Origin of the sequence: Hafnia alvei, from assembly GCF_964063325.1 — a bacterium.
Classification (GTDB): Bacteria; Pseudomonadota; Gammaproteobacteria; order Enterobacterales; family Enterobacteriaceae; genus Hafnia; species Hafnia alvei_B.
Window position 1 is genome coordinate 1,897,600 of the sequence record NZ_OZ061315.1, and the last position, 12,373, is coordinate 1,909,972.

General features: G+C 47.4%; 16 protein-coding genes and 1 pseudogene. All 17 read left to right on the forward strand.

Annotated features, from left to right (window positions below; genetic code table 11):
- Positions 1 to 21 precede the first annotated feature (21 nt).
- The 17 genes and pseudogenes from AB3Y96_RS08945 to AB3Y96_RS09025 all read left to right on the forward strand — a co-directional run bounded on the left by AB3Y96_RS08945 (position 22) and on the right by AB3Y96_RS09025 (position 12,308).
- A complete protein-coding gene (locus tag AB3Y96_RS08945) occupies positions 22 to 618 on the forward strand; it encodes a recombination protein NinG (RefSeq protein WP_367298997.1) in 597 nt (198 codons plus the stop codon).
- On the forward strand, positions 615 to 818 hold the full coding sequence (locus AB3Y96_RS08950; protein ID WP_367298998.1) for a protein ninH: 204 nt from the start codon (positions 615 to 617) through the stop codon (positions 816 to 818). Before AB3Y96_RS08945 ends, AB3Y96_RS08950 begins: the two co-directional genes overlap by 4 nt.
- Positions 815 to 1,588, forward strand: coding sequence for an antitermination protein (locus AB3Y96_RS08955; RefSeq protein ID WP_367298999.1), 774 nt, complete (start codon positions 815 to 817; stop codon positions 1,586 to 1,588). Before AB3Y96_RS08950 ends, AB3Y96_RS08955 begins: the two co-directional genes overlap by 4 nt.
- A 335-nt stretch (positions 1,589 to 1,923) precedes the next feature.
- Positions 1,924 to 2,097: a type II toxin-antitoxin system HicA family toxin gene (locus AB3Y96_RS08960; protein WP_061059845.1), complete on the forward strand. Its 174-nt coding sequence runs from the start codon at positions 1,924 to 1,926 to the stop codon at positions 2,095 to 2,097.
- Between the two features lie 50 nt (positions 2,098 to 2,147).
- Positions 2,148 to 2,555, forward strand: coding sequence for a type II toxin-antitoxin system HicB family antitoxin (locus AB3Y96_RS08965; RefSeq protein WP_072307707.1), 408 nt, complete (start codon positions 2,148 to 2,150; stop codon positions 2,553 to 2,555).
- Positions 2,556 to 2,733: 178 nt separating this feature from the next.
- Positions 2,734 to 2,949 (forward strand): class II holin family protein, encoded by a 216-nt coding sequence (locus AB3Y96_RS08970; RefSeq protein WP_004094663.1) that lies wholly within the window; start codon positions 2,734 to 2,736, stop codon positions 2,947 to 2,949.
- Positions 2,949 to 3,491, forward strand: a complete 543-nt coding sequence (locus AB3Y96_RS08975) for a lysozyme (RefSeq protein ID WP_367299000.1) — start codon at positions 2,949 to 2,951, stop codon at positions 3,489 to 3,491. Before AB3Y96_RS08970 ends, AB3Y96_RS08975 begins: the two co-directional genes overlap by 1 nt.
- Positions 3,488 to 3,949: a lysis protein gene (locus AB3Y96_RS08980; RefSeq protein ID WP_072307709.1), complete on the forward strand. Its 462-nt coding sequence runs from the start codon at positions 3,488 to 3,490 to the stop codon at positions 3,947 to 3,949. Before AB3Y96_RS08975 ends, AB3Y96_RS08980 begins: the two co-directional genes overlap by 4 nt.
- Before the next feature lie 69 nt (positions 3,950 to 4,018).
- A complete protein-coding gene (locus AB3Y96_RS08985; RefSeq protein WP_072307710.1) occupies positions 4,019 to 4,744 on the forward strand; it encodes a hypothetical protein in 726 nt (241 codons plus the stop codon).
- 200 nt (positions 4,745 to 4,944) lie between these two features.
- Positions 4,945 to 5,274, forward strand: a complete 330-nt coding sequence (locus AB3Y96_RS08990; RefSeq protein ID WP_072307711.1) for a hypothetical protein — start codon at positions 4,945 to 4,947, stop codon at positions 5,272 to 5,274.
- 727 nt (positions 5,275 to 6,001) lie between these two features.
- Positions 6,002 to 7,024 carry a terminase small subunit gene (locus AB3Y96_RS08995; RefSeq protein ID WP_325930175.1) on the forward strand — a complete coding sequence of 341 codons (1,023 nt, stop codon included), beginning with the start codon at positions 6,002 to 6,004 and terminating at the stop codon, positions 7,022 to 7,024.
- Positions 6,993 to 8,321, forward strand: a complete 1,329-nt coding sequence (locus AB3Y96_RS09000; protein WP_367299001.1) for a terminase large subunit domain-containing protein — start codon at positions 6,993 to 6,995, stop codon at positions 8,319 to 8,321. The genes AB3Y96_RS08995 and AB3Y96_RS09000 overlap by 32 nt, the downstream gene beginning before the upstream one ends.
- The gene (locus AB3Y96_RS09005) at positions 8,321 to 9,727 is read left to right on the forward strand and encodes a DUF4055 domain-containing protein (RefSeq protein ID WP_367299002.1); all 1,407 of its coding nucleotides are present in this window, start codon (positions 8,321 to 8,323) and stop codon (positions 9,725 to 9,727) included. Before AB3Y96_RS09000 ends, AB3Y96_RS09005 begins: the two co-directional genes overlap by 1 nt.
- A gap of 16 nt (positions 9,728 to 9,743) precedes the next feature.
- Positions 9,744 to 10,826, forward strand: a pseudogene (locus tag AB3Y96_RS09010) (phage minor head protein); the annotation flags it as partial.
- A 641-nt stretch (positions 10,827 to 11,467) separates the two neighbouring features.
- Entirely contained in the window at positions 11,468 to 11,656 is a 189-nt protein-coding gene (locus tag AB3Y96_RS09015; RefSeq protein WP_367299003.1) for a hypothetical protein, read from the forward strand.
- 17 nt (positions 11,657 to 11,673) lie between these two features.
- Positions 11,674 to 11,853, forward strand: coding sequence for a GnsA/GnsB family addiction module toxin (locus tag AB3Y96_RS09020; RefSeq protein ID WP_367299004.1), 180 nt, complete (start codon positions 11,674 to 11,676; stop codon positions 11,851 to 11,853).
- Between the two features lie 119 nt (positions 11,854 to 11,972).
- Positions 11,973 to 12,308: a hypothetical protein gene (locus AB3Y96_RS09025; RefSeq protein WP_367299005.1), complete on the forward strand. Its 336-nt coding sequence runs from the start codon at positions 11,973 to 11,975 to the stop codon at positions 12,306 to 12,308.
- Positions 12,309 to 12,373: the final 65 nt, after the last annotated feature.

A 12,373-nucleotide genomic window follows, 5' to 3' on the forward strand; every position in this document is an offset into this window, starting at 1 on the left:
CAAATAATCGAAGGGTAATCAATGATAAAAAGTCACCGACGTAAGTGTGCAATTTGTAGAGAGTGGTTCATCCCACGCTTCCAAAATGAACGATGGTGCTGTCCTGAACATGGGGAAGAGTTAGGCGTCAGACTTAACCTAAAGAATAGAGAAAAGGCGATAAAGGCATTAGAAACCAAGCGACGACAAGAGCAGAAGAAAAAGAAAGACAAACTTAAAATCCGAAAGTTATCAGTCAAACCCCTCAGTTACTTCGCAAAACAAGCCCAAACCGAATTCAACGCCTACATACGAGAGCGTGACTCAGCAGAGCCATGTATCAGTTGTGGGCGTTTTCATAATGGGCAATACCACGCCGGCCACTTCCGCACCGTTGGCGCTAATCCAGAGTTGAGGTTTGATGAGGACAATTGCTACAAACAGTGCGCCCCCTGTAATAACCACCTCTCGGGAAACATCGCCGGATACCAGCCAAATCTAATTGCGAAAATTGGCACTGAGCGGTTCAACAGGCTTATGGGGCCGCATGAGGCTCGTCATTACACACGAAAGGACTTTGAGAGCATCAGAGACGAGTACAAAGCGAAACGTAAGGCGTTAAATCAGGAGGCTGCATGAATGCTGAAATCCGAACCATACCCGACATGCTAGTCGATACATACGGCAATCAGAGCGAGCTAGCACGACGCTTACACATCAACAGAGAAACCATATCCAAATACCTCAACGACAAAGATGCCAAGCACCACGCAATAGTTAACGGTGTATTCATGACAGCTCGCGGAGATTGTGGGAAGAACAGGTGGGGTAAGCGATGAATATCGAAAGCACAGTGAAATTTCATTCACCGAAATCTACTCAGATCAGCGATTCCCCTCGCGCAACAGCATCAGACGCTATAACCAACACTGATGTCATGTGCGCTTTGGGGATGGTGCAGAGTAGAGCACCACTCGGATTTGCTGCCTTCAACGGGAAAATGAGCATCAGCGAAAACGATAAAAAACGCTCGGTACAGTTACTCACTCAATACGGACTCAAGCACTGCGATAAGGTTGCCGCCTTACGCAAGCTTGATATGAATATTAAGGTGAAGGTCGTGCAAACGCTCGCAAAGTTTGCATACAAAGACTATTGCCGCTCTGCAGCAGGAACTGAACAGTGCGATTGCTGCAAAGGTACGCGATTTATCAGGTCGAAGGCCATGGTCATGAAACACGCCGGATGCGGAAAGAAAACGCCGCCGAAGTATGCGGAGGAAGTTACCCATACGATGTGCCCGAAGTGCAACGGAAAGGGTGAAGTATCCGTGGCGTGCTGTAAGTGCAACGGGCGCGGTGAGGCCGTTAATCGCGAAGAGACGGAGCGGCAGGGTGTACCAGTAAAACATACCTGTAAGCAATGCTCAGGCCGTGGCTATGAACGAATACCGGCACAAAAAGCATTTAGGGCTATATGCGCTCACACTGATGCAATATCAGCGACAGTATGGGATAAGGCAATAAAGCCATTCTACGAGCAACTCATCACAGAACTGCTTTCATCCGAAGAGGGGGCAAATCGCGAACTTGCGAAAGTTACCAACTAACTTGAAGAAAGTTTCAATCCGGTAACGATTGCTGCTTGCAAAATGCAGAAAACTAGAATAATCTAGCTCTAACACTAGAAATCCGTGAAGATGTTTAACGTGATTTCAAGAAAGGCTGGCTTAATCGCTGGCCTTTTTGCTTTCTGGATAACCGGTGCGACGCCAGAAAACAATCGCACAGTGGGTAAGTTCGTCTCATTGACTGCAATCCCCCCTAACCGGCTGGAAGGTCGGTATCAATTCAATCCTCTTCTCTGATATGTAGTAATCAAAAATATTGACACAGTAAACATAAATGATTACTATAATAACATGTTCAACAGAATGGAGGAGTGGTGAAGCAAAGCGAGTTTCGAAGATGGCTCGAAGCTCAGGGGGTTGAGGTTTCAAATGGTACGAATCACTTGAAGCTAAGACTAAACGGGAAGCGAAGTGTAATGCCAAGGCATCCCAGTTCTGAGATAAAAGAGCCGCTAAGAAAAGCAATCATTAAGCAGTTAGGATTGTAATAAAACCAGCCTCGAAAGGGGCTGGTACTTGCAGGCTTCATCATAACAATATGCGATATCCCGTAAATCTAGAACCAGACAGCGGCGGATTCTTCGTAAGCTTCCCAGATATACCGGAGGCACTCACGCAGGGCGATAGCCGCGAAGACGCGTTATCAATGGCGCTCGATGCTTTAGTTACAGCGTTTGAGTTCTATTTTGAAGATAACCGAAAAGTACCGCTACCCAGTGAAGTAACCGGCGAGTTTGTTGATGTGCCGCTTAGCGTGGCCTCAAAAGTGCTTATGCTTAATGCTTTTATTGATTCCAGCATGACGCAAACCGAGCTGGCTAATCGCATGGGCGTGAAGAAACAAGAGATCACTCGGCTATTCGATCTGAAGCATGCGACTAAAATCGATGCGGTTCAAAAAGCCATGCGGGTACTCGGTAAGCGGTTAGAGTTTCAAGTTATCTAACTAGACCAAAGATAAGTATCAATCCACGAAGCCCTGAGTTAATAGCTCGGGGCTTTTTGCATTTAGCGTCATCCAAAACCAACCAACCGCACTCACACATTCCTTGTCTGGCATGGATAAGGGTGACGCTATTCCCTAATTAATTACTCAGCGCCTAACCCTACGGGGAGGTGAGACGATGCTACGTATGGACAAAATCACAACAGGTATTTCCTACGGAGCGTCAGGCGGTAGCGCCTTATTCTGGCTTAAACAACTCCTTGATGGCTTCTCACCTGAACAGTGGGCAGCGTTTGGCGTTCTTGGAAGCCTGCTATTTGGCCTCCTGACGTTTCTAACGAATCTCTACTTCAAGGTAAAAGAAGACAGGCGCAAAGCCTCAAGGGGTGAGTGATGAATCCATCCCTGAGAAATAAATTAAGCGCGGCAATGATTACCCTCATCGTATCAGGTGCATCGGCTCCGGTATTGCTTGACCAGTTTCTGAATGAGAAAGAAGGAAACAGCCTAACGGCGTACCGAGATGTCGGTGGAATCTGGACGATATGCCGTGGTGCAACGATGGTTGATGGTAAGCCAGCCGTTCAGGGGATGAAGTTAACGCAGCCCAAATGCGACCAAGTAAACGCCATAGAACGGGACAAGGCATTAGCTTGGGTTGAGCGAAATATTCACGTCCCTCTAACCGAACCACAGAAAGCCGGCATTGCATCATTCTGCCCTTACAACATCGGCCCCGGTAAATGCTTCCCTTCAACGTTCTATAAGCGACTTAATTCAGGCGATCGGAAAGGTGCTTGTGAGGCAATCCGTTGGTGGATTAAAGATGGTGGCCGTGATTGCCGCCTGACCAAAGGCCAAAAGAATGGCTGTTATGGTCAAGTGGAAAGACGCGATCAGGAAAGTGCGCTGGCATGCTGGGGATTGGATGAATGAGCAAGATTAACCTAACGCCTGTATTCATCATTATCATCGCCGCCCTAGCATTTCTAACCGATTGCTATCACTCAAACGCAACTGAATATAAAAAACAGCGTGACGACAAAGTTAATGAGCTGAAGACGGCTAATGCCACCATCACTGATATGACAATCCGGCAGCGCGACGTTGCTGCTCTGGATGCCAAGTACACAAAGGAGTTAGCCGATGCGCAATCTGAAACTGACGCTCTACGCCGTAGGCTTGATGCTGGTGGCCGGGTGCTCGTCAGAGGCAAGTGTCCAATGTCCGCCGCAACCCAAACCGCCCGCCCCGCCCGCATGGGCCATGATGCCACCGTCGAACTCTCTCCTGCTGCTGGACGAAACGTTCTCGGTATCCGGGGCGGAATTATCAGCGACCAGGCAAAAATAAAATACCTTCAGGATTACATAAAGACACAGTGTGTTCCCTGAAATCTTAAATCGGAGGACAGACGAAATATTAGTTGTGATTTTTATCCACTCATCTTAGAGGAAGAAATAATGTACAAATCGATAAAGCTTTTGCTGGGGGCTCTTGTTGCGTCGGTAATGCTTATTCAGTCAGCTGCAATGGCCGCCCCGCCTAAATTTGTATACAGATTTGATACCCGACCACCCAGCGATATTTTTGTAAATGGGTTTACCAGTTGGGGTAATAATGAAAATGTTTTTGCTCATATAGGGGGTAGATCATGCATTCAGGTTGAAGGTTCGGAACGCGACTCAGCATTTATTGCCACAAGTTCAGATATCACCTGGAGTACTGCCCGGGCACTTCAGTTATCCATGCAGTCACCAGATCAACCGGTTTATCTTTACCGTATTCGTGCTGATGCAGGTTTTTATCCTGGCATGGAATCCCTGGATGCTTATGCAAGGGATAACCCTGAGGCCCGGATAAGTCCTGCAAATCGTACTGTTCAGGAAGAGGCTCATGAATATTTAGCTTTAAATCGTATTCTCCCGGAGAATATTGAAAGTGCAACCCGTTTTTATCAATGGCAAAATGACGTATATCCTAATTCTGGCTATATTGCCAGAGATACTCATGCGAATAACTCTGCTTTCGGCTCGCAATCAGATGGCGTGATACACCGGTTTACGTGGGTTCTTCGTGCCATGCCCACGGTAGGTGCCTGCTTTGGTTTTTTTAGTGATAAGTCTCGTAACGATAATTCAGATAATGTGATTAGGCTTGAATCCTTACTTATTCCGGCCATTGAGTAGCATTACTGTGTATACAAATCAATGATAAAAACTTGTTGACAGTTAACCTAAGAAAAGTTGCCACTTTTCTATTGTCAAACTCGAAAAGCTTTTAATATAACTCCCGCAAGTTAAAACTGATGGTTTTACGTGGTAAATCATAAAATGAATCTTTTATTCCACCCGCCCTTAAATATCCAGTAAACAGAGGTATGTCAGATATGAAAATCGCTAAAATTTTAATTGCCTGTATTGCTCTTTCTCCATTGGCTTCATTTGCTGCCAGCACTGTCACTCCGGACAATTCTACTGATCGCGCATGTGGTGCGTATGTATCCGAAATACGCGCCTACGCGGGTGACTATAGATATACCCTGGTGGATAAGGAAGGGAACAGAATAAGTGAATCAAACGTTGGCAGTTATGAAGCTACTGACGCGAATATAATTAAAATACTGAATATGTCTTATGTTTTAAATAAGTCTGTTTGTATTGACTGGGTTTATTATTCTACATACTGGCATATTGATGGAGTCGAAATTTTAAAATAAGACTCGTTCATCATTAATGTTTTATTGTTGGATTGATAAAACCGCCAGCGACTTTTTATAGCAATTCTATTTAGTATTAGTTTTTACGAGACTTCATCTTGTGTTGATAGCCTCGCATTCGCGGGGCTTTTTACATCTGCATTTCACCGCGCTTTCTCCGCGCAATAAAAAACCAAGAGCCTTTCGGGGTTGAGCTTGAGATAGGGCAGTGGTTATCGCTGACCGCTCTAGGGCATTACAGCAGGCATTCACTGAGTGCCTGTGATAATGCCAAAAGAACACCGAAATACATGAGGTCACCGCTGGTGGCCTTTTTTATTGGAGAGCCACCATGAATAACAAGAGTAATGGACGGTCTGTAAAGCCCAAGCACCTCTTCTTACGTCCTGATGCCCAAATCATTACTGATAGAAAAGGAAAGCTCCTAGTGGTTATGGGCTGCCTCAAAGACATAAAACTAAATACCGGGATGCAGTCATCATTTAAAAAAACATTTCCCCAAAGTTTTTAAGTTGGTGGCTTTGCTGACGTTATTTTATTTTCTGCTGATTTATAGATTTGACCATTCGTGCAAGGCTATTCAAAAACAATCAATGCAGGGAGTTTTATACCTTTTTACCCACGTTTTCGGGAAACGTCAGCCCGAGCAGGCAAAACGGCGTGACAGCTGCGAGAGCGCAGTTTTTACGATTTGCGCAAAAGCGCATTTACCTTTGGAGAAGTCGCCATGGCTAAACAAGATTGGGCAGCCAGGCAAAAGGAATATTTAGCCGCATTCATCAGCACTGGCGTATCACCGAAAGAATGGTGTGAAGCAAAAGAAATTAATTACACATCAGCCCGCCGGTATATCAAGAAGCCCACAAAGACTTCCGCAAAAACTGCGCAAACTGCGCAGAATAAAAATGCGCAATCTGCGCAAACACGAATGCGCAAAGCGCAGGCATCGAAAAGCGCAGCCATATTAATCAATGATGAAGACCTAAACGATCAGCAAAAACAATTTGTCATTGAATATCTAAAGGATAAACACGCCACGCAAGCCGCTTTACGCGCGGGCTATAGTCCTAAAAGCGCCTCTACACTCGGTTATCAGTTGCTACAAAAACCGCATGTTAGAGCCGCAATTGATAAGCAGCTGCGCGCCGCGGCCGAGTTATCGCTGGTTTCCGCGGCCGACGTTATCGCGCAGATGTGGCAATTAGCAACGCTCGATGCCAATGAAATTTCAGAGTTGCGCCGCGGGTGTTGCCGCCATTGCTGGGGCATTGGTCACGCTTACGAATGGACGGCCGACGAATACCGGTTGGCATGCGAGAAGGCGGAGCGTGCCGAGAAAGACGCGCCCGACTGCGCTGGTGGCCTTGATTACTTAAAGACGCGTGAACCTAATCCCGATTGCCCCGAATGCGGTGGCGAAGGTATTAGCCGCGTACACATACACGACACGCGCGAATTATCCCCGCTAGCCCGTTTGGCTTATGCCGGTGTGAAGCAAACCAAGAACGGGATCGAAGTCTTAACAATCAGCAAAGAAAAGATGCTGGAGAATATCGCCCGCGCATTAGGGGCGCTTGAATCACCGGAAGATAAGGCCATTAAACGCGCCCGCCTTGAGCGTGAAAATCTGGAAACTCAGAAGATACGCAACGAGCTTAGCCGGCCGGATGATCGATCAGGCTTCGAAGAAGATTACCAACTGCAAACGGTGAGCCCTGATGAACCAATCCCCGACGAGCCGATCCTCTAACTTAGCGCCTGTTTTAACGCCAAAGCAGGCCAATATTTATGCCTGGGGATGGCAGCCTAAAGCCCGTTTCCGCGATGCCGTTTGCGGCCGCCGCTTCGGGAAAACATTCTTAGGAAAAGCTGAAATGCGCAGAGCGGCGCGGCTGGCCGTGAAATGGGGCGTTAGTGTTGAGGATGAAATCTGGTACTGCGCGCCCACGTTTAAACAGGCTAAGCGCGTTTTCTGGCGCCGTTTAAAGCAATCAATCCCGCCGCACTGGCGAGCTGGCAAGCCGAACGAAACCGAATGCGTTATTACGCTGAAAAGCGGCCATATAATGCGATGTGTTGGCCTGAACAACTACGACGACTTGCGCGGATCCGGTCTTTTCTTTGCGCTGGTCGATGAGTGGGCCGATTGCCCATATGAAGCGTGGGAAGAAGTATTGCGCCCCATGCTTTCATCCTGCCGCTATTACGTGAACGGTGAAGAACGTCGCGGCGGCCATGCGCTACGCATCGGAACGCCGAAAGGGTTTAACCATTGTTACGATACTTGGCAAGACGGCAAAGACGGTGGTGAGCCCGATCATAAAAGCTGGCTTTATACGTCATTGGATGGCGGAAACGTACCGCCGGAAGAAATCGAAGAGGCCCGTCGCAAGATGGATCCGCGAACATTCCGGCAAGAATACGAAGCCAGTTTCGAGAACTACAAAGGCGTTGTTTATTATTGCTTCAATCGCGCGCTGAATCATACAGACGACACGATAAAGCCTGATGATGAGCTGCATATCGGGATGGACTTCAACGTCGAACATATGGCCGCCGTTGTGTACGTTCGGAAAGGCAAGAACGCGATCAGCGCCTTGGCCGAGCATATGGAGATATTCGACACGCCGGCGATGATCATAGAGCTGAAGAAGGATTATCCGAATCATAAGGTTTATGTATATCCCGATGCTTCAGGTCAAAACCGAAAATCAAACAACGCCAGCCAGTCAGACTTGTCTTTGCTTGAAGACGCCGGCTTTATTGTGCGCGTTAACGATTCAAACCCTGCCGTAAAAGACCGCATCAACGCGGTTAACTCGATGTTATGTAATACCTACGATGAACGGCGCATGAAAGTTAATACCAAAAAATGCCCAATCTATACCAAGTGTTTAGAGCGCCAAATCTATAACGACGCAGGCGAGCCGGATAAAAAAGGCGGCTTCGATCATGCGGTCGATGCTGGTGGCTATACGATCATTAAACTCTTCCCACTTGGGCCTAAGAATATTTACGAAAATGATTTCATGGGGTCTGCGTACTGATGAGCAACAACAACGATGTAACCTTTACGCGGCCCGAATATCAAGCCGCATCAGAGCAATGGAAGAAAAACCGCGATGTATGCAGCGGGCCGATCGCTGTTAAAGCTGCCGGCCATGTTTATCTGCCGATGTTGAGCCCGAACGATAAAGCAGCGTTAAATCAGCAGCGAAACGCGGATTATTTAAAGCGCGCCGTGTTTTACGGCATCGTGGGGCATACTCGGATCGGGCTTCAGGGGTTGGTATTCCGCAAGCCGCCGGCGTTAGAAATTCCCGACAAAATGGATAAGCTGAAAACTAACGCTGATGGTTCTAACACTAGCATTATTCAGCAATCCCAATTCGCGCTCGAATCCGTTTTGGAAGTCGGCCGCCATGGTCTCTACGTCGATTATGCAGCCTCGGGAGAGCAGAGCATTATCGTAGCTTATCGGGCCGAGGATGTGCCGAACTGGCGCGTTGAAAATATTGGCGGCATGAATAAATATACGTTAATTGTTCTGCGCGAATGTATCGAAAAACCGGATGGATTCGGCTTCAAAGACGAAATTCAATATCGCGTTTTGTACCTTAAAGACTCCCGTTTTTTTGTCGATATTTGGACAAAAAGCAGTGAAGCTGCCGGCGCGTATTCTATTAGTTCAACAATTGAACCTAAGCCGAAAGGAAAAACGCATTGGGACGAGATCCCGTTTACTTTTATTGGCGCTCAGAATAACGACGCCGTGATCGACGACGCGCCTTTATCGGCGTTGGTCGAAATCAACTTGGGTCATTACCGCAACTCTGCCGATTATGAAGATAGCGTTTTCTTTTGTGGGCAGGCCCAGCCGTGGGTAAGCGGTGCGGATTCGGATTGGCGGGAATACATTAAGAAAAACGGCATCGCCTTTGGTTCGCGTAATCCCATCATGCTACCCAAGCAAGGCTCTTGCGGCATCATGCAGGGCCAGCCGAATATGATTGTTCGCGAAGCCATGAACGATAAAGTTGATTACATGATTAAGCTTGGCGCCCGCTTGCTTGAGCAGAACGCCACAGCGAAGACTGCGACGCAATCTAGCGGTGAGCAAGCCGCGTCTACGTCAGTTCTTGGCCTTTGCTGCGCTAACGTATCAGCGGCTTACACGCAGGCGCTTAAATGGTGCGCGCGTTACATGGGCCAGTCTGAAGAGAATATCAAGTATGAGCTGAATCAAGACTTCATCGCCAAGTTAGTAGATCCGCAGACCATCACAGCACTGGTTTCTGCCTGGATGAATAAAGCGCTTCCTATCGCTGATCTTATTCGCCAACTGCAAAAGATGGACGTTATCGATCCTGGTAAGGATTTCAATGCAATTATGGATGAGTTGAACAGCGAAGGCCCGAACTTCATGGCCGGCGGTAGCAACGGCACACAATAGCCATCAAGGGTGAAACATGGCAACGGTAAACGAAAGACTTAGCGATGAAGCAATCGCCCATACGTTGTTTGTAAGCCGTTATTCAACCGGCGTAGCGAAAAAGATGATTAAGATCCTTAATCAAAACGATGCGGAGTTATCCGCCAAGCTTTTCGCCGCGCTGGATGAATTAGAGCCGGACAGTTTCACGGTGAAACGCCTTGAAAGCCTCTTAGGCGACGTTCGAAAGGTGAACGAAATAGCGACACAAAGCATGCTTGCTGGCTTGCAAACCGAAATCAAAGATTTTGCCAAGCATGAAGCCGGCTATCAGTTAGATTTGTTTTCATCTCTTCTGCCTGCGGAAGTGTTAGAGCGTTTCCCGTTGGCTGGCATATCGTTTGAACAGGTATACGCGGCGGTAATGTCTAAGCCGTTCCAAGGCCGCTTGCTGAAGGATTGGGCCAGTAACCTTGAATCAGACCGCCTGAAGCGCATCACCACTGCCGTAAGTAATGGCTTTCTTCAAGGCGAAACGGTTGAAACGATTATTCGACGGGTGCGTGGTACCAAAGGGGCCGATTATAAAGACGGTGCCTTGCAGGTTAGCCGCGCCAACGCGGCAAGCATTATCAAAACAGCGGTTAACCATACGGCCGCGGAAGCGCGCGAGAAATTCGCTAAAAACAATAGCGATATTATTAAGGCGAAGCAGTGGAGCAGCACGTTAGACACGATGACTTCGGCGCAGTGCCGGATCCGCGATCGTCTAATGTATTCACTCAAAAACAAGCCGCTCGGCCATAAAATTCCGTATCTACAAGGCCCTGGCAAAATTCATTTTTGCTGCCGCAGCAGCGAAAAGTTTGTTACTAAATCATGGCGGGAACTTGGTTTCAAAAAGGGCGAGCTAAGCGGTGCCACGCGCGCAACGATGGACGGACAGATCCCCGCCGAAACATCATATTTAGAATGGTTATCTAAGCAATCAGCATACCGGCAAGATCAGGTTCTAGGCGCTGAGCGTGGGCGGATGTATCGTGCAGGCGAAATTAAGCTTAGTGATATGTATACAGATAACGGCGAATGGCTAACGCTAGCGCAGTTAAAAGAGATAGAAACAGCCGGACGTAAGTCCGGTTTTTCTTTGGCTGATGCTAAAACGCTGCGTGACATTGAAAATGGCATGCAAGGTGTTATCGCTAACCAGTTGCATTTCCCCGATGGAACGCCAATTGAATCTGCTAAAGAAGCAGCGCAAGCGATGAGCGATGTGTTAACTAAGTTCAACCTTGCGCCGCTTTCTTCATTCAGCGAGCGAGAAGGGATGAAGGCATCTGCCGCAGGGGCTTACTTCAAGGAAAATCAGTCTATTCATATTTCAGCTTGGGCGTTAGAGCAACAACGATGGGACGAAATTCGTAAGAATGGATCTGATGTTGATTTTCTTTCTATGCTACCTATCAAACAGCTAGATATGGTTAATGTCGCAGCAGAGAAAGCCGCTAAGGGATTTGCTTTTGAATATGCAGCAAAGCAATCTGTAGCGGGTACTGTTACCCATGAAATGGGACATCACCTTTATTATTCTAATCTTGATGAGCTGGAATATCTTTCCACAAAAGCTTATCAGGCAGGCTGGTGGCGCCCCGTAAGCTACTATGCTGCAAGTAATGAGCGAGAGCTATTTGCTGAGGCCGTCGCGCTTTATATGTTGGGCGATGAGAGTGAGCATAAACGAATAAACCCGGAGCTTTTAGAATGGCTGAAGAAAAATTCCCGTACTTAAAACAGGCAACAGAGCTATACCACGCCAACCCAAGGCCAGATAACCTACTGGATGCCTTAGAAGCATTGAGCGATAAGGCAGGCGGAAATACGCCAGAAGCGCACATGATCGGGGGGTTGATTAGCGCGGCTGTGATGGATGATGCCAATAAGGACAGTTAATTAATCGAGGTTACATTATGACAGCATGCGAAATCAAAGAACGTATTGAGGCTGAAATAGGCGAATTTATCGGTCTGAAATGCCGTGAATTGAAAGAGCAAACCGGTTTGAACGTGGTATCAATGGACGTTTTACCGCGCCCGATGCGCAATGGCGCTGAATGGAAAGGCCCCTATGTAAGAATGACGCTAACCTAATATCAAAAAATAGCGCTACGCGGGCTGCATTAGGCGAGCGCCGCTAAAGTAATGCAACTGCATAGCTTAAAATTACGCTTTGCCATAAAGCGCACAGCGAATAATAGAGTGGGTTAAAAATGGCTAAAATTGATATTTTCGTTAAAAACCTAACGCGAAATTCCGGCGGCATGGTGCGAGGTGCCGAACTTCATTACCGGATCATGAGCGGCGAAATGGTCATTCATGAAAATGTGGTATTCGGTAAAGCCGATGAGCATCACGCGATTTACATCATTGAAGACGTTCCCATCGATAGCCTGAAGCTTTTTTACGGAAGCAATGCAGATTATGTAACGCTATCCGCAAACGAAGTTAAGGAAAGTGCAACCCGCATAAATGAATATGTAGCCGCAATGGCCGCGCCGATTTATACGCCGATCCCATGTGAGCGCGAAGAATACCAGCCGCACTAGTTAGCGGCATTACATCGAATCTTTTAAATGGCTGCCTAGGGCGGCTTTTTTTATATCTGAAGCAC

Bases quoted from the DNA above. Each gene is read 5' to 3' on its own strand.
- AB3Y96_RS09015 (WP_367299003.1), top strand. From the start codon at position 11,468: ATGGCTGAAGAAAAATTCCCGTACTTAAAACAGGCAACAGAGCTATAC.
- AB3Y96_RS08990 (WP_072307711.1), top strand. From the start codon at position 4,945: ATGAAAATCGCTAAAATTTTAATTGCCTGTATTGCTCTTTCTCCATTG.
- AB3Y96_RS08995 (WP_325930175.1), top strand. From the start codon at position 6,002: ATGGCTAAACAAGATTGGGCAGCCAGGCAAAAGGAATATTTAGCCGCA.
- AB3Y96_RS08980 (WP_072307709.1), top strand. From the start codon at position 3,488: ATGAGCAAGATTAACCTAACGCCTGTATTCATCATTATCATCGCCGCC.
- AB3Y96_RS08975 (WP_367299000.1), top strand. From the start codon at position 2,949: ATGAATCCATCCCTGAGAAATAAATTAAGCGCGGCAATGATTACCCTC.
- AB3Y96_RS08970 (WP_004094663.1), top strand. From the start codon at position 2,734: ATGCTACGTATGGACAAAATCACAACAGGTATTTCCTACGGAGCGTCA.
- AB3Y96_RS09025 (WP_367299005.1), top strand. From the start codon at position 11,973: ATGGCTAAAATTGATATTTTCGTTAAAAACCTAACGCGAAATTCCGGC.
- AB3Y96_RS08965 (WP_072307707.1), top strand. From the start codon at position 2,148: ATGCGATATCCCGTAAATCTAGAACCAGACAGCGGCGGATTCTTCGTA.
- AB3Y96_RS09020 (WP_367299004.1), top strand. From the start codon at position 11,674: ATGACAGCATGCGAAATCAAAGAACGTATTGAGGCTGAAATAGGCGAA.
- AB3Y96_RS08945 (WP_367298997.1), top strand. From the start codon at position 22: ATGATAAAAAGTCACCGACGTAAGTGTGCAATTTGTAGAGAGTGGTTC.
- AB3Y96_RS09000 (WP_367299001.1), top strand. From the start codon at position 6,993: ATGAACCAATCCCCGACGAGCCGATCCTCTAACTTAGCGCCTGTTTTA.
- AB3Y96_RS08985 (WP_072307710.1), top strand. From the start codon at position 4,019: ATGTACAAATCGATAAAGCTTTTGCTGGGGGCTCTTGTTGCGTCGGTA.
- AB3Y96_RS08950 (WP_367298998.1), top strand. From the start codon at position 615: ATGAATGCTGAAATCCGAACCATACCCGACATGCTAGTCGATACATAC.
- AB3Y96_RS08955 (WP_367298999.1), top strand. From the start codon at position 815: ATGAATATCGAAAGCACAGTGAAATTTCATTCACCGAAATCTACTCAG.
- AB3Y96_RS09005 (WP_367299002.1), top strand. From the start codon at position 8,321: ATGAGCAACAACAACGATGTAACCTTTACGCGGCCCGAATATCAAGCC.